The 25,110-nt window shown below is 41.5% G+C and carries 15 protein-coding genes and 1 pseudogene; 9 read left to right on the top strand and 7 right to left on the bottom strand.

The features are described from left to right. The first annotated feature begins 51 nt into the window (after nucleotides 1-51). Both FBB35_RS29700 and FBB35_RS29695 read left to right on the top strand, forming a co-directional pair. Nucleotides 52-1,074, top strand: a complete 1,023-nt coding sequence (locus tag FBB35_RS29700) for an IS4 family transposase (RefSeq protein ID WP_174708137.1) — start codon at nucleotides 52-54, stop codon at nucleotides 1,072-1,074. Nucleotides 1,075-1,509: 435 nt separating this feature from the next. Further along, complete coding sequence (locus tag FBB35_RS29695; protein WP_174712620.1) at nucleotides 1,510-2,580, top strand: M28 family peptidase; 1,071 nt, start codon at nucleotides 1,510-1,512, stop codon at nucleotides 2,578-2,580. A gap of 401 nt (nucleotides 2,581-2,981) precedes the next feature. Here FBB35_RS29695 and FBB35_RS29690 read toward each other — a convergent pair whose 3' ends face one another. Further along, complete coding sequence (locus tag FBB35_RS29690; RefSeq protein WP_174712619.1) at nucleotides 2,982-3,437, bottom strand: hypothetical protein; 456 nt, start codon at nucleotides 3,435-3,437, stop codon at nucleotides 2,982-2,984. 682 nt (nucleotides 3,438-4,119) lie between these two features. On the opposite strand from FBB35_RS29690, the gene FBB35_RS29685 reads away from it, so the two are divergent. After that, nucleotides 4,120-5,787 (top strand): alpha/beta hydrolase, encoded by a 1,668-nt coding sequence (locus FBB35_RS29685; protein WP_174712618.1) that lies wholly within the window; start codon nucleotides 4,120-4,122, stop codon nucleotides 5,785-5,787. A 138-nt stretch (nucleotides 5,788-5,925) separates the two neighbouring features. Here FBB35_RS29685 and FBB35_RS29680 read toward each other — a convergent pair. Next, a pseudogene (locus FBB35_RS29680) lies at nucleotides 5,926-6,105 on the bottom strand (IS701 family transposase); the annotation flags it as partial. Nucleotides 6,106-6,959: 854 nt separating this feature from the next. Between FBB35_RS29680 and FBB35_RS29675 the strand changes: the two are divergent. Beyond that, nucleotides 6,960-7,637 carry a DUF6875 domain-containing protein gene (locus FBB35_RS29675; RefSeq protein ID WP_174712617.1) on the top strand — a complete coding sequence of 226 codons (678 nt, stop codon included), beginning with the start codon at nucleotides 6,960-6,962 and terminating at the stop codon, nucleotides 7,635-7,637. 1,054 nt (nucleotides 7,638-8,691) lie between these two features. Beyond that, nucleotides 8,692-12,354 (top strand): pyruvate:ferredoxin (flavodoxin) oxidoreductase, encoded by a 3,663-nt coding sequence (nifJ, locus tag FBB35_RS29670; RefSeq protein WP_174712616.1) that lies wholly within the window; start codon nucleotides 8,692-8,694, stop codon nucleotides 12,352-12,354. A 199-nt stretch (nucleotides 12,355-12,553) separates the two neighbouring features. On the opposite strand, the gene FBB35_RS29665 is transcribed toward nifJ, so the two are convergent. Further along, nucleotides 12,554-14,227, bottom strand: a complete 1,674-nt coding sequence (locus tag FBB35_RS29665; RefSeq protein ID WP_174712615.1) for an ATP-binding protein — start codon at nucleotides 14,225-14,227, stop codon at nucleotides 12,554-12,556. A 305-nt stretch (nucleotides 14,228-14,532) separates the two neighbouring features. Continuing rightward, nucleotides 14,533-16,452 (bottom strand): GTPase family protein, encoded by a 1,920-nt coding sequence (locus FBB35_RS29660; RefSeq protein WP_174712614.1) that lies wholly within the window; start codon nucleotides 16,450-16,452, stop codon nucleotides 14,533-14,535. Nucleotides 16,453-16,668: 216 nt separating this feature from the next. On the opposite strand from FBB35_RS29660, the gene FBB35_RS29655 reads away from it, so the two are divergent. The 3 genes from FBB35_RS29655 to FBB35_RS29645 all read left to right on the top strand — a co-directional run bounded on the left by FBB35_RS29655 (nucleotide 16,669) and on the right by FBB35_RS29645 (nucleotide 19,656). Continuing rightward, nucleotides 16,669-17,979 (top strand): ATP/GTP-binding protein, encoded by a 1,311-nt coding sequence (locus FBB35_RS29655; RefSeq protein WP_174712613.1) that lies wholly within the window; start codon nucleotides 16,669-16,671, stop codon nucleotides 17,977-17,979. Continuing rightward, complete coding sequence (locus tag FBB35_RS29650) at nucleotides 17,964-18,596, top strand: RloB family protein (protein WP_174712612.1); 633 nt, start codon at nucleotides 17,964-17,966, stop codon at nucleotides 18,594-18,596. Before FBB35_RS29655 ends, FBB35_RS29650 begins: the two co-directional genes overlap by 16 nt. A gap of 268 nt (nucleotides 18,597-18,864) precedes the next feature. Beyond that, the gene (locus FBB35_RS29645) at nucleotides 18,865-19,656 is read left to right on the top strand and encodes a PEP-CTERM sorting domain-containing protein (RefSeq protein WP_174712611.1); all 792 of its coding nucleotides are present in this window, start codon (nucleotides 18,865-18,867) and stop codon (nucleotides 19,654-19,656) included. A gap of 39 nt (nucleotides 19,657-19,695) precedes the next feature. On the opposite strand, the gene FBB35_RS29640 is transcribed toward FBB35_RS29645, so the two are convergent. Together FBB35_RS29640 and ebsA are read right to left on the bottom strand one after the other, a co-directional pair. Beyond that, a complete protein-coding gene (locus FBB35_RS29640) occupies nucleotides 19,696-19,833 on the bottom strand; it encodes a hypothetical protein (protein WP_174712610.1) in 138 nt (45 codons plus the stop codon). Nucleotides 19,834-19,936: 103 nt separating this feature from the next. After that, nucleotides 19,937-20,311 (bottom strand): type IV pilus biogenesis protein EbsA, encoded by a 375-nt coding sequence (ebsA, locus tag FBB35_RS29635; RefSeq protein ID WP_012410470.1) that lies wholly within the window; start codon nucleotides 20,309-20,311, stop codon nucleotides 19,937-19,939. 888 nt (nucleotides 20,312-21,199) lie between these two features. On the opposite strand from ebsA, the gene FBB35_RS29630 reads away from it, so the two are divergent. Continuing rightward, nucleotides 21,200-22,606: a glycosyltransferase family 2 protein gene (locus FBB35_RS29630; protein WP_174712609.1), complete on the top strand. Its 1,407-nt coding sequence runs from the start codon at nucleotides 21,200-21,202 to the stop codon at nucleotides 22,604-22,606. 143 nt (nucleotides 22,607-22,749) lie between these two features. On the opposite strand, the gene FBB35_RS29625 is transcribed toward FBB35_RS29630, so the two are convergent. After that, nucleotides 22,750-24,882: a DNA polymerase III subunit gamma/tau gene (locus tag FBB35_RS29625; RefSeq protein WP_174712608.1), complete on the bottom strand. Its 2,133-nt coding sequence runs from the start codon at nucleotides 24,880-24,882 to the stop codon at nucleotides 22,750-22,752. Nucleotides 24,883-25,110 lie beyond the last annotated feature (228 nt).

Genomic DNA, 25,110 nt, shown 5'->3' with positions numbered 1-25,110 from the left:
GCCCAAAATATGGTAGTTTTGGGCTAAGGCTTAAAATATATTAGTTTGATTGTGATTATAAATTCATTTCCCAAAATTGTCAAAGATATACTGAAAAGCCTGCCAAAAAACGATTATCCAGTATTGAACAGTCGTCTGTTTTTTGAGTGCTGGCTATCCTATGCCCTGGATAACAGCTTAACAAGTATGCGAGATTTGTTTAACAGATTAAATAACAATTGTTTTGAGGTAGATATTTCTACTTTCTCTAAAGCAAATTTACATCGAAGCCAAAAACCTTTTCAAGAGATTTACCAAAAATTAAATGAATTAGTACAGAAGAAAGTTCAAAAAAAGTTACACAATAAATATGCAATTTGTCCAATAGATTCAACAATTATTACTCTCACAAGTAAATTGTTATGGGTACTAGGTCATCATCAAGTCAAGCTGTTTAGTTCCTTAAATCTCTCCACAGGAAGCCCAGAAGATAACTTCATCAATTTTGGACATGACCATGATTATAAATTTGGTTCCAAAATGATGTCTAGTCTCCCAATAAATGCTGTTGGAGTAATGGATAGGGGTTTTGCTGGATTAAAATTTATCCAAGAATTAGTACAAGAAAACAAATATTTTGTTTTGCGGATAAAAAACAATTGGAAACTAGAATTTGATGGCTCAAATGGATTGGTCAAAGTTGGTGCATCTGATGATGCTCAAGCTTATAGAGTAATTAATTTCTGTGATTTAGAGACAAAAACCGAGTTTCGCTTAGTGACTAATTTACCAGAGTCGGGAGATGCAGCTGTTCATGATGATGAAATTAGGGATATTTATCGATTACGTTGGGGAGTTGAATTGTTGTGGAAGTTTTTAAAGATGCACTTAAAACTTGACAAACTCATTACCAAAAACGTCAATGGTATTACCATACAAATTTACGTGAGCTTGATAGCCTATCTGATTTTACAGCTTTTATCTATTCCCGAACAATGGGGACATACACTATTAGATAAATTCCGCTATCTTCAATCTTGTATGTGTCAGAAAATCAGCTATGTTCATTGGTTTGAGGAGATGATGTTTTGCTGACTAATTTAAGCTTTTGAGACTTAGTGTAACTAAATAATGTAAAGTTTTGTATCAGCATTCAACATTTCTGGCTTAGGTTAAGCGCTATTTGTACAAAATCGTGGGTTTTGAGACGCGATAAATTGCCGTCTCTACAAATGTTTTGGTCTTATCTGAACTGTATTGCAATATAACCTAACGTCATTATAGTCTTAGCAGAAAAAATGCTATTTTGATCCGCTCTTGAATGATATGGACTCCCCAGACAACCAACAACTTGAAGCATAGATAATTAAACTTATAACAATATAAAGATTTTATGTGAGGCTACGCTTTATTGATGTAGGGGCAATTTATGAATTGCCTCTATAGCCTGTAGTTTTGCATCAGTCTTATAGGCGTATCTTCAGACAGAAATGATATTAATAGAACTTGGATGAGCAAAGGATAAATCACATGAAAAAATGGATTTGGCTAATGCTGTCGCTGCTAGTGACTGTTGCTGTGTTGGGTAGCAGAGGTAACACGCTTTTTGAACAGCGTCCCTCACCAGGAATTGTTGAAAGCATTCCTGTGGAAACGCCGGAACCACAACTAGAGTTAAAAAAAGTTGACGATACCCTACAAGTGTCTACTGATAAGCTATTAAACCATATCCAAAAGTTAAATTTTCAGCGTTACACGACAACAGAGCGATCGCTCACTCGCACTTATATCACAACTGAACTGAAAAAATTCGGCTGGAAGCCCAAATTGGAAAAGTTCTCTGAGGGTGTAAATATTTTCGCTGAACGTATAGGAACTAACAAAGCCGCTAAAGCAATTCTCGTCGCAGCGCATTACGATACTGTTGCTTTATCCCCTGGTGCTGATGATAATGCTAGTGGTGTAGCTGTAGTGCTAGAAGTTGCGCGGTTGCTTGGTTCTCGTCCCACGCCACGGACGTTACAGCTAGCTTTTTTTGATAAAGAAGAAGCAGGACTTTTGGGTAGTCAGGCTTTTGTGAGCAAGACAGCACGCTTGCAAAACTTGGACGGAGCGATCGTTATGGATATGGTTGGTTATGCTTGTTACACTGTTGGGTGTCAGAAATACCCGGCGGGTTTGCCTGTTACCCCACCTAGTGACAAGGGCGACTTTTTGGCAGTAGTTGGTGATACAGAACATTTGCCTTTGCTGAATGCCTTTCCAAGCTCACAGATTCTCCCCTCAACCGCCCTGAATAAACAGGAATCAAAACTGCCACCAGTCCTAATACTACCAATTCCTTTTAAAGGTTTACTGACACCAGATACTTTACGAAGTGATCATGCACCATTTTGGTATCAGGGTGTGGGTGCTGTGCTGGTGACAGATACAGCCAATTTACGGACTCCGCACTATCATCAACCTAGCGATGTTCCAGCGACTATCGAGCGATCGTTTTTTACAGGAGCAGCGCAGATTGTGGTCAATGCTACTAGGAACTTGTTAAATAAGAATGAGGTTTTGCAAACTCAACCATCAAGCCGAGTGAATAATTCTTAATTAAATAGGACTTATGCAAACAATGGTTAAAACCCTGATTCTCAGGTAGGGGCAATTCATGAATTGCCCCTACCATGTCTAGTTTCACTTAATTCCTAATTAAATAGAAATAGGGCTTACGCAATAGTACAGGCGGTAAAGGCAATAAGCTACTTTGCTTCTAAATTAGTTGCCCTCAGAGGTTGTTTGAAAAGTCTTTCATTGTGACTTTAGGCACTTTAGATTCCCCCTAACCACCCTTAAAAAGAGGGGGAAACCAGGATCAAAGTCCCCCAATCGGGGGATTTAGAGGGATATAAAACTTTTGATACAGACAAAATAAAGGACTTTTCAAACAACCTCTAAGATGAAAATTCGGGTTTTGACTATTGTTTGCGTAAGTTCGATTAAAGAACAAATCACTAATTAGGCGTAGCGGTACTAGTATTTGGTTCAGGAAAAGTCAGCGTCCAGCTCTGTTTCTCATTGATTTGGAAGTACAAACCTTGGAAAATGAGCCGCAAAGCCGTTCGAGTTCTAATAAACTTCTGCACCAAATAAGTTCCTGGTTCGGCAGAGATACCATTAAAGTTTTTTTTATAACCAAATTGTTTTGAACAGTAACTACCAGCACCTTGGACTGTTACTACAAAAAATGGAGCTTGTTTGTATTCATTAGGAATCATAAATATTCCGTATACATGGTGACGACCACGCCACGGCTGAACAATAACCTTAGTAGCATTTACTTGAAATTTTCTAGTTTTTGATACTAAAAGATCCCCGAAATTACAATCAGAATCATTCATAGGCCACCACAGTGTAATAATACTCAGGGAGAGTAGCAAAATTAAAATATAGCGGAGTCTGCGACGCATAAAGCCAAGAAAAATTGTTGATGCGGCTAGTAGAATTTAATGAGTAATGATAGTGCAGCGACAGCAGTAAGACTATCGACCTGCAACACCTCTGCAACACCTTCTAAAAGGCAAAGACAAAACATTAAGCTGCCGTTTAAAATTTGCTGTCAAAAAAATTGCAGCCACTCAATTTTGAACTTTAGTTTCTAGATGACCACATACATAAATCTAGTTGCTCTGGATAAATGATTTTTGATTTTTGCTAACGAAATTTTGACATAGCTGAAACTGAGATAAATGCTGAAGCTTTTGTAAACGCAAGAATTTTGTATTTAATAATTCAAAATCCAAAATCTCAAATTAGATGAGGATATCAGCCGGCAAAAAGTGCAAATTGGAGATGCGTAGTTTACCGCCGCAGGCATCGCTTCGCCTGTTCTATAGTTTAGTTACAGTATTAAACCTAGCGGAGAAACAATCAGAATTTTGTGGCTGTTAACACTGATTCATGCTCAAATTTTTAGCTGTGATGAATTATACAATTCGTTACTTTTGATGAGCTTTGATTGCTTTGAGCGGATCGGGGCGATTCCTATCAAGTTCAGGAAAAAATCTGCTTTGATTTCTGAACGATTAAAGGGGTAGCCAAAGACACAAATATTCGTTATATTCCCCTAAGTAAGAGTTGGTATAAATATTTATGGGAAGAAGTTGGAGAAGTCTTAAGACAGTTGCAGGTTTCTTTAGTGCAATTGTACTTACACAGTTTGGGGTAAATACTACGGCTATTGCGGCTGACACTGTTGTTGTGCGTTTGGGTGTATTTACAGAATCCATCTCCCTGACTGAGTTGCAAAACGCTGCCAAAACAGGGGAATTGCCTAGCAGCTTGCAGTCTTATACTAAAGGATTATCTGAACAACAACGCCGCTTCCTATTAGGGGCACTAGGTATGAATATACCGATGAACGTTGTCACCATTAATAAGTTGCTTAATACTCAGATTGGCACAACTATTCTCAATGACTTCGCTACAGCCTTAGCCCGAAAAGACAATGCTGGGGTACAAGCACTGAGAGGAGGATTGGTATTAGGCTCTACTGCGCCGCAGGGTCTTTCTATATTAAGTTTTATCGCTGCTTATCCGAGTAAACGCTTAGAAATTGATTTACCGAAAGCTTTTATAGTTGCAGGGAGTTTGAATACAGCTTTTTGGCGCACGCAGCAATTTATGCTTGCCATTGCTCCCCGACTCGACCCTACAACACCGAAGATTGCTTTCCCTTTTGATCCCAGCCAACCAGGAACGGCTCAAGTAAAAATATTCAACTTAAGCCTGAATGACCAAAAGCGCGATGCCTACGGCGGGCAAAGCCAACGCAAAATTCCAGTTGATATTTACTGGTCAAATGATGTAACTGCCAATAAACCCTTAATTGTCTTTTCCCACGGCTTAGGATCAGTCCGCACGGACTTGCGTTACTTGGCAGAACATTTAGCATCACACGGTTATGTAGTAGCTGCTTTAGAACATCCTGGTAGTAATGAGGATAATATTAATTCTGCATTACAAGGCAAAACCAGACCTGTGAAGCCTCAAGAATTTTTAAATCGCCCTCAAGATGTTAGTTTTGTTCTCGACGAGTTAGAAAAGCTCAACCAAACAACTAATCATCCCCTACAAGGGAAACTTGCGACCATGAACGCGATGGTTGTTGGTTATTCCTTTGGTGGTGGTACAGCTTTAGCACTTGCGGGAGCCGAGTTACAACTAGAACGGCTCAAACAACGCTGCAAAAAGAACTTGGCTATCTTAAGTCTAGGAGAAGCTATGCAGTGCATCGCCCAAGAACTGCCAGAAAATAGCTATCAATTACGGGATACGAGAATAAAACAGGCGATCGCTCTCAATCCTACAACTTCTCTGATTTTTGGCGAAACTGGGTTAACTAAGGTGCAAATTCCAACTCTAGTGTTAGCAGGTTCCGCAGATAAAACCACCCCAGCTTTAACTGAACAGATTGTGGGATTTGACAAAATTCCATCCCCCAAATGGCTAGTTGGTATAGTTGGGGGTACTCATCTGAGTGTAAAAGATCCCAGTAAAACTATGGATCAGGCTGGACAACCAAATACACCCATTAGTGGCGGTGAAGTTGTAGGCGAACAAGCAGCAGATATTCGCAAGTACCTTAAAGCTATAACTTTAGCATTTGCTGCCCAGATGACACCAGAAGCTAAAAACTACGCTGTGTTTCTGACACCAGATTATGCTCAGTTTGCTTCGACTAAAGCATTTCCATTTCGCCTAATTACGCAAATTCCTTCTGATGCTATGGCAGTGGTAAAAGAATTTGCTGATAAATAAGGAACTGGCAATTAAACAAATAAGCTGTTAAGCATTTAATTTGCACATTGAGACCGCAGGGGGCAGGGAGCAAGGGAGAGAGTTTGGAGCTTTTATTACTAAAACTTACGCATTGACAAAAAACATTATCTATGAGTTCTAGATAAGACCATTACTGTTCAGGTTAGCAAAAATATACTCATATACAACTAAAGTGAACAGATTCCGTTGTACTTCATAGCAATTGCTAATAACTTTTTCAGAGTGCATAAACTCCAATCTAACAAAAGCTTGAAGTGAACAAAATATGTGAGTCTTAATTGCATAGGTATCTCTAACCCTTGCGGGTTCACCAGTCGCTACAACGGGGGGTGTTACTATTCTTGGCTTGACTCCCCAATTTATTATTTCACTCACCATATCTCTAAAATAATCGTTTTCAGGACTTACGGATTGACAGGAAAGACCAAATATAGATCAATACGCTTCAGCTATTGTCAAAAAGCATAAACTGTGTATGAGCGATTCATGTAGACACAAAGCAGCTGCTCTATGAGTTCTCCAATCGAGTACCCAAAGGATATTGCCCTACAGCACAGGTCTATTTACCATCAGAAAATGATTAATAAAAATCTGAAATGACATATTTAAGTTGATACAGAACATGATTCTTGTGTCCAGTACGTAAGTAGTTTACGGGTATAATACAGTAATAATTATGATGCCTTTTCCTAGCTAATACACCAATAAGGAACGGTAAAACAAGTATTTATACAAAAGCTATGTATGTATAAAAAACATCAGACTGATATTAAGATGTTAGATAAAAACTAAACCTTTACAGTAAAAATAACTATTTGGATATAAACTTTATAATATCTTTGTTGAAAATCATGGAAGCTTAAGAGTGTAAAAAAGTAAGAGCATCTACTGGATAATATATGATGTATGTCTTTTAGCTCAAATACCAAAAATCAATAAGCACAACTCGCTTTATGTGAAAATATCTTTGTGTATTGATTGGTGTAATTTTTTTGATTCACAAAAATGCCTTAGCTTTTTTATTTGCTCCAAACTATAAATAAACCAAAAATAAAAAAGTCAAGGCTTGTTTTGTTTACTTAGATAATAGTTAGTTTTAGGCACATAAATTGGATTCAGATTTCAAAAATTCTTCTATTTCACCTAAGCTGATGCAACTATATACAATTCTTGAAATCGAACAACTCCAGGAATACGAAGACCGTCCTTACTTACTTGAAACTATAGAGTGGGTAAAAAGTTTTTTAGCAAGACCTCATCCTAACTTAGGAAGACCCGGCGTAGTTTGCCCTTTTGTACCTCACTCTCTCAAGTCAAACAGTATTCGCCTAGCAGTTATTCGTACCAAATATTTGTATCCAGAACAACTAGAAGAGATTGTTGGACGCTATCGAGATATCTTCCTGAAAATGGAACTTAAAGAGCAAGAGTTAGCAATAAATAAAGCTTTTTTACTTATTTTTCCTGATGTCCATATAGAAGACGCTTGCAAATCAATAGATAGTATCCAACAAAAACTTAAACCTTTCTTTGTTGAGTCAGGACTGATGATAGGAGAATTTCATAAACGTAATGAAACTCCTGGTCTGCACAACCCAAACTTTCGTCCACTTCGTAGCCCTATACCCTTGTTGGCTATACGGTTTATGGTTGAAGCTGACCTCCCCTTTCTTCTGAGTCCGGCTGATCCACGCTTACGTATCAGATATTTGGAAGCTTATTTAAAGTGTTTTGATCATAAATTTACGGATGAAACAAAGTTTAGAAATGCTCATCAAGCATTGGCTTTAGCCAAAGAACAACTTAAACAAGAAAATTTGGTGCATTAGCCAAAATTTATAATTATGAATACTCTACCCATGAAGGGATAGAGATTTATAAATGGAAGGTGTGTTGCACTGTTGCTAACACACCCTAATGTCATATCAAGGCTAAAATGTTACAAAAAAATTGTAGCAAGTGGCGTTTGAGGCTTTGCGTAACCCAACATTCTGATATACATCGGTTCTCGTTTGGGTGCAGTACAGTTTTGACCTCTCTCCTCTTAGGAGAGAGGCTTTAAATGTTACTCCCATTCTCCTTGCAGATAGGTCTGTATCAATACGGTTCAGTTAAGGCTTAACTCTTTATCAAGGTCAATTTTTTAACGTAGACGCTTCTCTACGAGACGCTACGCGAACGGCTTGCCGCAGGCTACCGCAAAGGGCGCAAAGTACACAAAGGAAGAGAAGAAAGAGAAAGAAGAAATGCTTAACTGAACTGTATTGAGGTCTGTATTGGACTCAGCTGCAAACCACTCGCTATATGTTAGGTTGCGCTCTGCTTCACCCAACCTACGTCTAATCCACTATTTTAGTCTTGCCACGCTACTACAACTATTAAATGACTTATGTTTTGGAATACACTTAACTTAAATGTTCCGTAAATAATTTTTGGTATCATATTTTTCTCGACTTTCTCATCTGAGAATTTCTCTGTATAATTTACCTACCAAAGTGTATAAATGCGTTTAGGACACATGAACCCATTCTGTTGTGCTTGTGAATAGGTCAGGATTTGCAGCAATTGGTACATGGAGCGATCGCAGTTTAGCTTGGATTTAGCGAACAAAAAGATTCCCGAACCTATACCCCACAAAAAAGAATAAATTATTGCAAAGCCTTATCTAATCAACTCTTGAGCTATTGAGTACATGATTAAGACGTATTAATAGATGGGCTATTTCAGATGAGATATTCATATATGCAGTATTTATTTAAAGTTAACTGAAAAGCGCATAATAAACTGCTTGCTTGGTAATGCCTACCTGACTCTGGCTATTTTTAATTCTTCTATTTACGTGTTCTGATCATGCAGTTGAGAGACGGGGACAAAAATCATATTATGAACAAAACCTTTGCAACCGTTGATGGAAATGAAGCTGTCGCCCGTGTTGCTTACAAACTAAATGAAGTGATTGCCATTTATCCAATTACCCCCTCTTCAGCAATGGGTGAATGGGCAGATGCTTGGTCAGCAGAAGGTCGTCCCAACCTTTGGGGTACTATTCCCAGTGTCGTGCAGATGCAAAGCGAAGGGGGAGCGGCTGGTGCTGTACATGGGGCATTGCAAACAGGTTCTCTGAGTACTACCTTCACGGCATCTCAGGGATTATTGTTAATGATCCCCAACTTCTACAAAATTGCTGGTGAGTTGACTAGTGCTGTGGTTCACGTTGCTGCGCGTTCTTTGGCCACCCACGCTTTATCAATTTTTGGCGATCATAGCGATGTGATGGCAGCCCGTGCTACTGGTTTTGCCCTACTGTGTTCTGCTTCGGTACAAGAAAGTCAAGATTTTGCTCTCATCGCCCATGCTGCGACTTTAGAGACGCGAGTCTCGTTTATGCACTTCTTTGACGGCTTCCGTACTTCGCATGAAGTGCAGAAAGTTAAACTGCTTTCAGATGGAGATTTGCGATCGCTCATCCACGATCATCTCATACTCGCCCACCGCAGTCGTGCCCTCACCCCAGATCGTCCAGTATTGCGAGGGACTGCCCAAAACCCTGATGTCTACTTTCAAGGACGAGAAGGCGCTAACCCTTACTACAACGCCTGTCCAGAAATTGTCCAGCGCATCATGGATCAATTTGGAGAACTCACGGGGAGGCATTACCAAATCTATGAATATTACGGGGCCAATGATGCCGAACGCGTTATCGTTCTCATGGGTTCAGGCTGTGAAACCGTCCATGAAACAGTAGATTACCTTAACGCCCGTGGGGAAAAACTTGGTGTAGTAAAAGTACGACTTTATCGCCCCTTTGATGTCCAAAGGTTTGTTGCAGCATTGCCAAATAGCGTCAAAGCGATCGCAGTTCTCGATCGCACCAAAGAAGCAGGTAGCGCCGGGGAGCCTTTGTATTTGGATGTTGTGGCTGCTATCCATGAGGCGTGGGGAGAAGAAGCAGGGGAGCAGGCTTGCCGTGAGCGTAGCCGAACGGGAGCAGGGAGCAGAGGGGAGGATCTTCTCCCCCTGCCCCCTGCCCCTCTGCCTAAAATTATTGGTGGTCGCTACGGGCTTTCTTCTAAGGAATTTACGCCGGCGATGGTGAAGGGGATTTTTGATAACCTTGCCCAAGTTAAACCAAAAAATCACTTTACTATTGGGATTAATGATGACGTTAGTCATACTTCTTTGAGCTTTGACCCTAATTTCTCTACGGAATCGGATAATGTTGTTAGGGCAATGTTCTACGGCTTGGGTGCTGATGGCACTGTTGGGGCTAACAAAAACTCCATCAAGATTATTGGTGAAGAAACCGACAATTACGCCCAAGGCTACTTTGTCTATGATTCCAAGAAATCTGGCTCGATGACCGTTTCTCATTTGCGCTTTGGCAAAGAGCCAATTCGCTCCACCTACTTGATTGACCAAGCTAATTTTATTGGTTGTCATCATTGGGGATTTCTAGAACGTATAGATATTTTGAAAGCTGCTATTCCTGGGGCAACTTTACTGCTTAACAGTCCATACAATGCAGATAACGTCTGGGAGAATTTGCCGTTGAAGGTACAGCAGCAAATTATCGATAAGCATTTGAAGTTATACGTAATCAATGCTAGCCAGGTTGCCCGTGAAAGTGGCATGGGTGGCAGAATTAACACTATTATGCAGGTCTGTTTCTTTGCCTTGGCCGGAGTCTTGCCGCAAGAAGAAGCGATCGCTAAAATCAAACAAGCGATTGACAAGACTTATGGTAAAAAAGGCGCAGAAGTTGTCCGTATGAACTTGCAAGCTGTAGACAATACTTTAGACAACTTGCATAAAGTAGATGTCCCACAGACAACCAACGATCTAAAATCCACAATCAACAACCCAAGATTGCTGGACAGCGCTCCCGAATTTGTGCGGGAAGTTCTGGGGAAAATCATGGTGTGGGAAGGTGATGATTTACCTGTTAGCACACTACCTATTGATGGCACATTCCCTGTAGGTACTGCCAAGTGGGAAAAACGTAATGTTGCCGAAGAGATACCTGTGTGGGAGCCGGATGTCTGCGTTCAGTGTGGTAAGTGCGTGATGGTTTGTCCCCACAGTGCCATCCGCGCCAAAGCTTATCAAGCCGATGAGTTAGTCAATGCACCAGGAACTTTTAAATCAACTGGTGCAAAAGATAAAGACTTTACCAATCAAAAATTTACCATTCAAGTTGCCCCAGAAGATTGCACCGGATGTACTATTTGTGTAAATATTTGCCCTGCTAAAGATAAATCTGAGCCATTGCGGAAAGCGATTAACATGGCGCAGCAGTTGCCTTTACAAGAGCAAGAGCGGAAAAACTGGGATTTCTTTTTGAGTTTACCTAATCCTGACAGGCGATCGCTAAAATTAAACCAGATTCGCCAACAACAACTGCAAGAACCTTTATTTGAATTCTCTGGTGCTTGTGCAGGGTGTGGTGAAACACCTTATTTAAAATTATTAACACAACTGTTTGGCGATCGCGCCGTCATCGCCAATGCCACAGGTTGTTCTTCAATCTATGGTGGGAATCTCCCCACAACTCCTTGGACAACTAACGCCCAAGGACGCGGTCCCGCGTGGTCTAATAATCTATTTGAAGATAACGCCGAATTCGGTTTTGGCTTCCGCCTCTCCCTCGACAAACAAGCTGAGTTTGCGGCGGAATTGTTGCAACAATTGGGGAATGGGGAATTGGGAATACCTCACGAGTTGGTACAGTCCATTCTCAATGCCAAACAAAACACTGAGGCTGATATTTGGGAACAACGAGAACGAGTAGCGCTGTTGAAACAAAAGCTAGATGAACTGTTGGAAAAAAGCAATTACCATTCCCATACCCAAATCCAAAATCTCAAATCCCTTGCAGATTACTTAGTGAGAAAAAGCGTCTGGATTGTTGGCGGTGACGGTTGGGCTTATGACATTGATTTTGGCGGCATCGATCACGTAATTGCTAGTGGTCGAAATGTGAACATCTTAGTGATGGATACAGAGGTGTATTCTAATACAGGCGGTCAATCTTCTAAAGCTACGCCACGAGCCGCAGTTGCTAAATATGCCGCCAGTGGCAAGCCAGGAGGGAAGAAAGACTTGGGTATGATTGCCATGACATACGGAAATGTCTACGTAGCGAGCGTAGCTCTTGGTGCTAGAGATGAACATACTCTCAAAGCATTTTTGGAAGCAGAAGCTTATGATGGGCCATCAATAATTATTGCTTACAGCCATTGCATCGCCCACGGAATTAATATGACTACCGGGATGAATCATCAAAAAACTCTGGTAGAATCAGGTCGTTGGTTGCTGTATCGGCATAATCCAGAGTTGCGAGAACAGGGTAAGAATCCATTGCAACTGGATATGCGATCGCCTCAGCAATCTGTAGAACATTCGATGTATCAAGAAAATCGCTTTAAAATGCTCACCAAGAGCAAACCCGAATTAGCCAAGCACTTATTAGAACAAGCTCAAGCTGAGGTAGATGCACGTTGGCAGATGTATCAATATTTGGCAAAGCGTGATATTCCCACAGCTTGAATAAGAGGCAAGGGGGCAGGGGAGATTAGGAGGATGAGGGGGACAACGAGGACAGGGAGGATAAAGGGAGAATTATTCAACAAGTCTCTTCCTTGTCTCCGCCCTCTTCCTTGTGTCCCCTATCTCTTATCGATGCCCAATTCCCAATTCCCAATGCCTCTTCATTGTGGGATAAAACCGATGTTTACAACGGGCTACCTTACGCACTTACCAGAAAGTATCGATCGATCTCTGTCGTCAGCATTTCAAAGTCCACAGGTTTGGTCAAGTGGCATTTGAAACCAGACTTCAGCGCAAGCTCTCTATCCTCCTGTCCACCGTAACCGGTGAGCGCAATCAGAATCGCGCGAGTAAATTTAGAGTCTTTACTCAGTTCCTGTGCAACGGCGAATCCATCCATTTCGGGAAGTCCGATGTCACAAATAATTATATGAGGCTCAAGTTCTCTTGCAGTTTCTATCCCTAAAATTCCATTCTTAGCAACGGAAACTTCATGCCCGAAATGCTCAAGCACTGCTTTTAATGTTGTAGCTGAATCGTCGTTATCTTCGATGACTAAAATCTTCAACGATTTGTTAGCCGCCCCTATAGTCTCCAGGCTGTTGTCCAAGGTTGTAACCTCTTCACAAGCAGGGAGAGTAACTTTAAATTCTGCCCCCAAATTTATCCCTCGACTTGAGGCTTCAACATTACCACCATGAAGTTCGACAAGACTTTTTACTACCGAGAGTCCCAAACCTAGCCCGCCCCTAGAACGATCTAAACTGCGATCGGCCTGGGTAAATGGCTCGAAGAGTTCTGGTAAGATTATCGGTTCTATCCCCATGCCTGAGTCTCTTACAGATAAGACTGCTAAACTGCTTGAGCCATTTTCACCTGGAATATATGAGAGATCCACCCAGATCGCCCCATCTGGTTTTGAAAACTTTAAGGCGTTATCAAGAAGGTTTCCAAATATCTGAAAGAAGCGGGTAGAGTCAACATAAGCCCACAGAGGTGTGTTTGGCAGGTCTTGTACTACGTTAAGGTTCGATCTTTTTATTGCTTGTGCATGGTCATTGAGACTTTGGCGAACCAATTCTACTAAATTAACCTTCTCAAGGTTTAATGAAATCTTTCCATAAGTAATGGACGATACATCAAGTAACTCATCGATCAATTTCGAGAGGTGCTTAATCTGGTGTTGCATTTTTAAAACTGTTTCTCCGACTGCCCCAGTCTCACCCAGCTTCAATTTGAGTAGCTGAACCCCGTTCGAGATGGGGGCAACCGGATTTCTCAACTCGTGAGCTAGCATCGCAATAAATTTGTCTTTAAGCGCGTTCTGGGTCGTAAGTTTCTGGAAAAGTTGAACGTTTGCGATCGCCACTGCTGTAGTGTCGGTCAAAATCTCAAGCAGTTCTATTTCTTCAGGTGTGGCTAGGTGTGGTGTACTCCAGTAGGCTCCGATCGCACCCAGTGGATCGGCAATCCGTATGGGAACCATCACTAAACTCTTAACAAAAGTTACTTTGTAAGCATCGATAGGAATTCGAGCATCCTGGTAAATGTCCTCAATCACGGCTGCTTGTTTATTGAGCATTGCCCAACCGGAGATGCAAGATTTGAGCGGAAAACGCATACCTTTCCAAAGTGGGCCGATGGCGTTTTCATCAACATAGTGGCAACAGTCACCGTCCCGCAATACAAAAGTTACTCCATCAGCATTCGTAAGATCCCTGGCAGCCAAACGCACAATCTCAATAATTTCCTCAAGAGTCCGCACACAAGCCAAATCTTTCACGACCAAAAGCAGCCGATTATAAGACGAAATGCTATAGCTCTGATGTAAATTCTGTTCTTTAGCAATGGAGGTTTGTAATATATTTTTCATAAATAACTCCGAACAAAAGGGATGTCTGGATAAAAACTTAGGTAAAGCGAGTAGGTTTCAGCAGACACCTACTCTTAATCGTAATCTTAACTTTGATGTTAAGAGTACGAGATGTCACCGCATTTTGCGTTCTGTTTTTTACAGGTATAAATATACTCCATTAAATAGGTAAAGATTCTGAGTCAACAAAAGGAGCTAATGCAATTTGTGGTGTTTAATAAGACTGGGAGAACGTGGCTAGCAAACTCACTACTGAAGCGTAACAGAATGGAAAATGCGGACATTAATTCCTCAACATAGACAAATTATTTGGCAATCGACAGATAATATTCAAATCGCTCTCGAAGTTGTTCAACGGTTAGATTCTGAGTCCAGTACTCGACTAGAGCGTGACCAAATGCCCAGGCGTTGCGATCGGGTGAAGTGGAATTTTCTAGCAGTAGCGGCCAGAGGGATAGTAATTCAAAGTTGAGCGGGTTAGAGTTAGCTGTATTCAAGAGCGAGAAAAGCTCATAAGCCATTTGGAGTTTGCCAATCACAATCGGCAACTGTTCCACGGGAATTTGCTCTGCCAGTATATATGCTAGGGTTGGAGATCCAGTTGATAGGGTAGAAACAAACTGGAGGACAGGACTTTTGAGCAATGCCGTTAGTCCCTGTGTTGTCGCCATCTGGAAGGTGTAGTGGTCGATGATTTTGGCGGCGGCGACAGTACGAGCTTCAAGGTTACGCAAAAAGCGGGCGAGACGGAGTTGTTTGGTAGGTGCGATCGCGTCCACTAATCCCAACGATAGCGCCTCCACTCCCCAAGCAACTCGACCTGTTTTGCTGTCACCTGTAACCAGTGGTAGAACTAGATTACAGAAGTTTCCCAGTAATTTGGCGCGATACTCAGTAGCTTCCCGAATGGCAATTTCTTTTAGGCGATTGCCCCATTCCCAATCATAAGGTGGTTGCCATTCGCGGATGGGACGCAGCCGATCTACCTGAGTGACGATCGCGATCGCAGGTAAATCTGCAACTTCTGCTTTTATATCTTGTAGAAAGTCTACATCCATTTGCAGGGAAGGATCGAGGGCAGGGGTGACTAACAGCAGCAAATCTGCATTGATGGCATAATCAAGCACTAAGTTTCGCAGGTCGGCACGGTTGACTTGTTCGTAACCAGGTGTATCCAAAAGCGTCAAGGTTTCACCACTTTGGGTTTGCCATTGATAATTTTGAATGCGATCGGTACTGGGCAAAACATCAATGGCTGCTAAATCTGCCTGAAATAGCGTGTTAATCAGGCTACTTTTTCCTGAACCTGTGCGCCCCACCAGCAGAATATTCACGGGTTTTTGCTCAACTACTTCGGCTGGTTGAGCTTGAGTGAGGATTTCTCGGAGTGTTTGGGTTTTTGCCTTGGGTAAAGTTGGTGTGGATACTACAGTTCCTGAAACTGGTAATGTGCTACGTCCGTAGAGTGCGATCGCCTGCCGACACAAGTTTTTCAGGGCAGCTTCTCGAAATAACTGGTTCAAATTCCCCAATAATTGCTGAGTTGCTTGGTTACTAGAACCCTGGCTGGCTTGTTTTGCCACCGCCGCCACCGGATTTAAAAGCCACTGTGCCCAGTTCCAAGCTTTCCAAAATTTTCGAGCCGATGGTTCCAACTTCCGGTAGACCTCATATCCTTGGTATGCTTGTCCAACCGTCACCTGATTAAGAACTGGGGATAATTTTTGCATCCACTGATCCATATCATCCACCGTTCCCCGAATCAGCCCGTAAGCTTGGGGGACGTAAATATTCAGCAGGGGATATTGAATTTGAGGATTGTAGATATGAGCGATCGCTACAACTAAATCCTGGCATCGTGTCCAAAAGGTTTGCCAGTCTTCCCAAATCGGGCGATCGCTTTGTGAAGCTTGCAGAATCTCTTGGAGTGCGGTTTCTGCAAGCTTTGTGACATCACTTCCTGCTGGTGTTCTAAATCTATCCTCTGCTGTCGATTCCAGTTCTTCTTGAACTTGAGCTAATACAGCTTCCACTTGGTTAACAGCTGGTTGAGTCCATTTTACGAGTAGCCAGCGCCAACCAACGAATAAAAGGGTAAACACACCCCAAATCCAACTAATACCCCAGGCATGAATTTGCGAACCGGCGGATACCAGTAAGAAAATAATGATAAACGCGATCGGGATTGCCAAAACGACCCACTGCCACGGTTTTAATCGCACCATTGCCCCATACCTGCTTTGGTTAAACTGCTTATATTCCTATTGTCGATCTAAATCTTATGGTGAGTTCTGGATTACTCCGTGTATTTAAAGTGTAATAATACCTCCCACTGGTTGCTAGTCAATCTGATGTGTTGTGGTAAGAGTGGAGATTTGCCTACCTTTAAGATAATATTTACGTGAATAAATCACAAAAAACTGCCTTGTACGGCTTGAATTATGCTTGTAGATTTTACGGTTGAAAACTACCGCTCAATTAAAGAACCTGTAACCCTAAGTGCGGTTGCTCAAAAACAAAGCGATCGTCAGACAAGCCAAAGCAGCAAACGCAAACGAGTGAAGTCAGATCATGAAATCACACCTGGATATTATGTTGAAGGATGGGACATTGAGCTTTTACCTGTTCTGGCAATTTTTGGAGCTAACGCGTCAGGCAAGAGTAATGTTATCCAAGCTCTCGATTATTTATTGCTGATGATGGTTCATGGTACTCAGGAAGCAGTGACATTGCAGAGAATCTTTAAATATGCAACATTAAACCCTTTTAAATTAGATAGTATCTCTATTCATAACCCTACAAGATTTGAGTTAAGAACTATATTTAATAATGCTATTTATACATATTCTCTAGCACTTGATCAGAATCATGTACTCTTAGAAAAATTGGACTATGCTTTAAATACAACTAAGCGTCCACGCCGTTTATTTTCTCGTCAATGGGATAATAGTAACAAAAAATTTATATGGAAAACTGGTGATAATTTTGCTGGGGCGCATAATCAACTTCAGGATAATATTAGAGAAAATGAGTTATTTATTACTACATTATTAAAATTAAAAGTAGATAAAATTCAGTCTTTTTTAGATTGGTTAAAAACTGCTTCACATGGAATCAGTTTGAGGATTGAAGATTTCTTTTTAGCTGTAATTACGGAGAATCCAAATATTTCATTCTTCAATAAATTACTTGAAGAAACATTAAGTATTGTACAAAAATTCGATACGGGACTGTCCAGAATAGAATTTAAAAAAAAATCTGATGAACGGATTGGGTATAACATATATGCTGTACATAATACTAATGACGGTAATGAAATCCACTGGCTTTTCGATGAAGAGTCTCTTGGTACTCAGCACTTATTTCAATTGGCATTCCGCATAGTATTCTCTCTGGAAATAGGAGGATTGGCAATTGTTGATGAATTAGGCACAAATATTCATCCTAATATTGTAAGAAGTATTATCAGAATATTTCAAAATCCTAAAACCAATCCAGAAAACGCTCAACTTATTTTGACAAGTCATGATCATACCTTACAAAGAAATAACTTGTTACGCCGTGACCAAATTTGGTTCACACAAAAGCGCCCTGACCAAAGCACTGAGTTGTATCCCTTAACTGATTTCCATGTGCGAAATGATTTGGCAATTGACAAAGCTTATTTAGATGGTCGTTTTGGAGCCGTTCCGTTTCTCCCATCTGAAGAGGAAATGATTTTACAGGGTGATGAGCAGTGCCAAGAAAGTTAAATCGTCGCCCACCTAGCAGGAATATTGCTCAGAAAATACTAATTGCTTGTGAAGGAAGTAAAACAGAACCAATTTATTTCAATAGTATCCGCAATGAATTACGTTCATCAACTTTAGATATTATTGTATTGCCTCATCAAAACAAAACTGATCCACGTAGCATTATTGAAAGACTCATCGAAGAACGACAGCAGAGGACAGATAATCAGCAATGGAGTAAAGATGATATGGCTTGGGCCGTTTTTGACGGAGATGAGCATATTGAAAAGAGTCTGGAAAATTGGCAAAGTGCAATAAATCGAGCTACAAGCCAAAAGATTAATCTCGCAATTACAAATCCTTGTTTTGAACTCTGGTATTTAATTCACTTTCAAGACCATTTTGCACAAATCAATCGTGATAGGTTAGTTAATTTACTCGGCAAGCATATACTCAACTATGACAAATCAATGTGCTTGTATCCAAAACCATTGAAATCATTAACTGAACAAGCGATTCAACGTGCTGAGAAGATGGCAAAGCAGATAGAACGGAATGAATTATCTGAGCATTCAAATCCCTGCTGTAGTGGCTTGCCTAAACTGATTAGTATTTTATTAAGCTTAAAGAATAGTTAGAAAAATTTCTCTGTATTACTTTATTTTGCAGGAGAAACGCTAGTTAAATTCAGCTAAAAAAACTAAAATTAATAGGCTTATCATAAATATTGTTGAGGTTTAAGCACAATCTAGATAAAATGTTCCCGCTTTTGATAAAAATATTTTTTGTTTTCGATGAAGCTTACTTCACAAACTTGGGAATAATAAACTGTGCCTGAGAAAAATTTTAAATAAATCTCAGCGCATTATGTGTGTTTATATCGGCGCTTCAAGGAGCAAGTTGTTAATGAAAGTAAGTTCATCAGGGATTAAGCTAGGTTGTGCAATTCTTAGCAGCAGTTGTTTAGCAGCAGCGACGATCGCTTTAAGTGGAGCAAGTGCTTTTGCCGCTCAATTCATCACAATTGAAAGCACTGGCACATTATCAGGAACAATCGAACTTCCCAGAAATAATCCAAATTTCAATAACAGTATTACTCGTATTGATACGGATGACACTGGAACTTATTACCGGAACTTAGGTACTAATAATAATCCTAATTATGTTCCTGTATACCAGTCAGACTATTTGCAGGTAGAAACGCGCTCTGATGGAAGTCTGCATTACTTTGTTGACTTTAAAGGTATTCCCTTTGTCTCGTTCGATGGTGTTCTCACATCGCCGGTTCTTTCTGGTGGTCAGTTGACACCCTATAAATACCAAGGACAATTAGCAGGAACCAAATTTCAAGGAGTAGTTCAGGATGAATTTAATTTCATAAAAGCCTTATACGCTGGTACTGTCACCGATCCAGACACCGGAAAGCAGTATCAGGGCACTTTTGAAGTAAGTGGATATGGAGTGCGATATAGCGATGCCGATGGTAGCTCAACTCCCACAGTCTTTGATTTCCAGTCTGATATCCCAGGTTCGCCAACTGTAACATCCTTGAACATCACTAACGCTACTCTGACGAATTTAAGAATCAAAGTACCTATTGATGAAACTTCTATTCCAGAACCCGCTAGCGTTCTCGGCACTTTTTTGGTAGCTGGTTTTGGTATGCTTCTGAAAAGAAAAAAAACACATCTGTCCTAAGAAGATGTTTTGAAAGTATCGTATGACTAAAAGTTATTACTACACAAAGCTGAGTCCACCTCCGTGAAATAACCAAAACCAAGGTTTTTCTAACTTATAGAGGTGGGTAAATAAGGTTTCATGTAGCTGTGACTTAATAGTTGCCCAGGCGAGTAATAAATTAAACTTTAAAAACATCTTCTATGAAGATGTTTTTAAGGTGAGAAGCTGGTAAGTTTTATAATCACACAGGATAGTTTTAAAAACGAGCCGAACTAGCAAAAGTCCGGCTCGTGTTTAATCAATCATCTATACGCAGTAGCTTGCGGTAAAACGGTTGTGAAAAATCGGTCAAGCGATGGCGTTTATAGTTGTCCATAACTTCAATTAAAAAATTAATAAACTCGAAACTAGCCATCATTAGTTCGTAACTCAAGTCAGCATTGCCATCAAACTGAATTCGGCAACGGGTTAAGTCAGAGGGTAAAGTAGCAACATTCCAAGATGCGACAAAGGGGACATGTTCACTAGCTTCTATCTTCCTGTGTCCCTCCAAAACCCCTTTTTGATAAAGACTAATGGCATAGGGTAAAAAATTGCGCTTAGTGCCTTGGACATAAGGTAAGTAAACACTGGCTTGTTGTTGATTAGCAGGCTGGAGTTGCTCAATAGACATGGTTAAATATTCCTCAAGTTAGTTGGCAACTAGGGATATTAGTGGATGTTAGTAGTGTTCCCAAAAGATGTGTCTAAAGCACACAGTAGAAAGAGGGAGTGGGATTGGGAATTGAACATGAAGAAGAGACAAGGGATACAAGGGAGACAAGGAAGAGGGGGGAGACAAGAGAGAGACTTGTTCAATAATTCCCCCTTGTCCCCCTACCTCCCCTCTCACAGGTGTAGGTATTTAACAAATGTGGCTGAAATAGGGTTTTTCCGTTGGTTGATAACTCAAATGTTAATTTCTGATTTCCCACCCAAGAACGAAATTTCGTTATTTGAACCACGTTTAGAACTCTGTTTGAGAGTGCCCACTCATGCACAAATAAAAAACCTACACCTGTCAGCCTGCTCCCCGCCCCTCTGCCTCTTCTCATGCCGCATAAATGAAGTTACTGCTAAGAAATATTAAAATTTCGGTTACAATAAGGCTGCATTAACTTGATCGCAGCTGGGCGCAACAACATAACATAAAAAACCCACACTATAAATTTGTGGATGTTATTATTACTGTTTCTCCCAATAACAAGCTGCTGTCACCTTGGTATCACTTTGCCTAAACCGGAATTCTCATTGGAGAAAGTCCGACTCTACAAGCTTCCTGCCCAAGTGGGTATCAAAGGAATCAAGCCTCTGTCTAAGAGTAACAAATGTGGTTAATGCTCAGTAATTACCCAGAGTGACAGTGACAACAAAAGTAGTCCCGGCGGCTTTTGGCTTAGGGATAGCGGGTATTGCAGTTTGCCCATTCCGATTAAAATCGGGAAAAGTAGCTTAGGGATATTTGTCCGTAAAATTACTAACTGTAGACAAATACTGGTTTTTGAATCAAGCAACCTAACCTATGCCAGCGAATTCCTGGCCCGAAGAAGATTCTTATCAAGAGCTTGATCCGCTCAACTCCTTGTTGTCTGACCTATCAGTAGATGAGGAGTCAGTGTTAGAGACAGATCCTATGTCTCTACCATCCCGGTTTCAAGGTCGTAGAGGCAAAGCAGCTCTAGTCTTGACTATCGTCTGGAGTGGCACGATCGCTCTACATTTAGTTTCTTGGGCTTCCATATTTATTCTAGGACTGACCACCATTCTAGGATTTCATGCCTTGGTGGTCGTGTTTACTAAATCTCGTCGCTATCCAAAAGAAATACAGGGGGATTTGCCCTTTGTATCTGTGTTAGTAGCTGCGAAAAATGAAGAGGCAGTAATTGCAAAATTAGTCAAAAATCTTTGTAATCTGGAATATCCAGGTGGGCAGTATGAAGTATGGATTATTGACGATCGCAGCAGTGATAGCACACCACATTTATTAGCAGAACTAGAGCAGAAACACGATCAACTGAAAGTACTAAAGCGTTCAGCAGAAGCTAGTGGCGGCAAATCGGGGGCGTTAAATCAGGTATTGCCTCTGACAAAGGGCGACATCATAGCAGTCTTTGATGCCGATGCTCAAGTTACACCAGATATGCTGCAACAAGTAATACCCTTATTCCAAAGAGAAAAGGTGGGGGCGGTGCAGGTGCGAAAAGCTATCGCCAACGCTAAAGATAACTTTTGGACTAAGGGGCAAATGGCCGAAATGGCCCTTGATACCTGGTTTCAGCAACAGCGCACTGCCCTTGGCGGTATTGGCGAATTGCGAGGCAATGGTCAATTTGTCAGGCGTTCAGCCTTGCAAAGCTGCGGTGGCTGGAATGAGGAAACCATTACCGATGATTTGGATTTGACAATCCGCTTGCATTTGGATAAGTGGGATATTGAGTGTGTTTTCCATCCAGCAGTGCAAGAAGAAGGTGTAACAAATGCGATCGCACTTTGGCATCAACGCAACCGATGGGCAGAAGGCGGTTATCAACGCTATTTGGATTATTGGGATTTAATTCTCAAAAATCGCATGGGATGGCGCAAAAGCTGGGATTTGCTGATTTTTATGCTGATTATGTATATCTTGCCGACAGCAGCAGTACCAGATTTGTTAATGGCGATCGCCCGTCATCGTCCACCAATGTTAAGTCCCATTACAGGCTTGTCCGTTACCATGTCGATGGTAGGGATGTACACAGGTCTAACGCGCATACGTCAAGATCAAAAATTCTCACTTTCTACATATCTTACGATGCTAGTGCAAACCCTGCGTGGCAGTTTATATATGTTGCACTGGTTGGTCGTCATGAGCAGTACTACTGCCCGGATGTCAGTAAGACCAAAGCGCCTAAAATGGGTGAAAACTTTGCATACTGGGAATGGGGAATAGTAGGGACTGGGGACTGGGGACTGGGGACTGGGAACTGGGAAAAGAGGGATTGAATAAGTTTCTCCCTTGTCTTCCCCCTCTTCCTTATCTAGCTTGTCTCTTCTTCATGCCCAATGCCCAATGCCCTATCCCCCATACCCAATTTATTCATCATCAACTTCTGATTCCTCTACCCATTCAGGTGTAGTCATGGAATCAGAGAATTCTGGGAAATCATCTGCAAAGCGGATAATTTCTCCGTTGAAAAATACTGCTAGACGTTGAGCAGCGATCGCTACTTCATCAACTTCCCAATCAGGTGCAGGTGTTTGCTGTGGCTGCGGAGGCAAATTTTGCGCCCCATTTCTATTTGCCCCATTTCCATTTACACCATTTCCATTTGCCCCATTTCTATTTACACCATTTCCATTTACACCATTTCTATTTACACCATTTCCGTTGCTTGCTGTCGGCTCGGTTTTTAGTGGTGCTGGTGCTGGCGTTGCTGGCTGTGGTACTGGCGCTGGAGGCGAAATTTGCTGGTTATAAGTAGGAGTAGCTGCTTGCTGAACGCGACTAGAGTCTTTTGGCGGAGGATTTTTTTTGGCTGAGGTAGGAGTTACAGAGCTTACTTGTTCCAGATTTACCTGAACTTCACACCCAAAAGTCTTTTGGAAAGCTGTCTTCATCATTGGGAGATCGGATTTTAGTGTCTCGTACCACTTAGCCCCTTTGACAGCAATACGCGCTACAGTACCGTTAAACTCTATTAGCTGGCACATTTGCCCCAGTAAAGCTTGTCTGGAGGGCATCGGAAAATTAGCACGCACCTGTTGCCAAACCTGAGTTAAATCATATTGTTCTTCCCCAGCAACTTCTGAAGTTACTGGTTCAACGTTTACAGGTGACACAGAAACAGCTACAGGTTCTGGGGTTGGTGGTGAAACAGAGTTAGCAGCAGAATTGTGATTTGTTTGCTGTTCAACTGGGGGAGATGAAGTGACGGGCTGATTTTGGGCAGCCGCTACCTGATGGTTTGCGGTCACTGAGCCTTGTCGAAGTGTAGAATTATGGTTTGTTTGCGGTTCAGCTATCGGCAAAGAAGAGACTACATGATTTTGGGCAACTGCTGGAGGATAGCTTAGAGATACAGCAGGTGGAGTCACTCGTGGCGCGATATTTGGGGCTTGTGGTTGAATATTAGTCGTTGCACTGGGTAACAATCCTAGTAATGTTACTTCCAACCACAAACGCGGCTGAGTACTGTTTTTAATTTGCACTTCAGCTTTTCGCAGGTGTTCTTGTCCTAGCAAAATCACGCTCATATCGAAGTATTGAGCAAACTCAACCAATGCTGTCCAGGTTTGCTGAGTACAAGCAACCAAATCGTGGCGGTTGGGTGCTGTTTTGGCTATGAGTAAATCGCGGTAGAATGCGGCGAGATTTTGCAGAAGAATTAGGGGTTCTCGACCACGATCAAGAATTTTGTGGGTATTGTCAAGAACTGCTTCGGGTTTATCTTGAGCGATCGCATTTAAAAGTCCCAGTAAGTCCTGTTCGCTTACTGTCCCCACCAAATCCCAAACTCGATCCGGTGTCACTTCACCCGCTAACAAACCCAATTGATCGAGTAAACTTTCAGCATCCCGTAATCCTCCCTGAGAAAGTTGGGCTACCAGGGTTACGGCATCGGGCGAAATATGAATATTTTCTTTAAAGGCGATCGCACTTAAATGCTTAACCATCGCTTCTAATTGAATGCGTCTAAAATCAAACCTTTGACAGCGTGAAATAATCGTTGGTAACACCCGTTGCGGGTCTGTTGTCGCCAATACAAAAACTACGTGTCTCGGTGGTTCTTCTAGGGTCTTAAGTAGCGCGTTGAATGCTTGGGTACTGAGCATGTGGCATTCATCGATTACATAAACTTTGTAACGACACTGCACAGGAGCAAACTGAGCTTTTTCAATCAACTCGCGGATATTATCGACACCAGTGTTACTAGCGGCATCGATTTCAATTACATCTAAGGCGTAACCCTTGGTGATTCCCTGACAAACATCACACACGCCGCAGGGTTCAGCAGTGGGCTTGTCGCTTTTGAGACAATTGAGAGATTTAGCCAAAATCCGGGCACTAGAAGTTTTCCCCGTACCTCTTGGCCCAGTGAATAAATAGGCGGGGGCAATTTTGGATGTGCCGATCGCATTCGTGAGGGTGGTAGCGATCGCCTCTTGTCCCACCAGTTCAGCAAAACTTTTGGGGCGATATTTGTGGTGCAGGGGTTCGTAAGACATGGAAAAATAGACTTCAATGCCTTTCAACGTGAATAAGTAGCACCGAGTCGAGTTTGAGATTCAATTATTTTAAACTCTCGTACCTGCTTTCTTTATCGATGTTGCCATAGCGCTTACACTCAACTAATGCCGTCAATTTTGGCACTCAGGAAAGCAAGCAACCAGATCATATTTTTATTATGATTCCAACATCAACGTATCGGAATTATAGCATAGCATTTAGTACAT

The organism is Nostoc sp. TCL240-02, assembly GCF_013343235.1.
Classification (GTDB): domain Bacteria; phylum Cyanobacteriota; class Cyanobacteriia; order Cyanobacteriales; family Nostocaceae; genus Nostoc.
The sequence above is the reverse complement of the archived record's forward strand: the minus strand, read 5'-3'. Positions and strand labels throughout refer to the sequence as shown.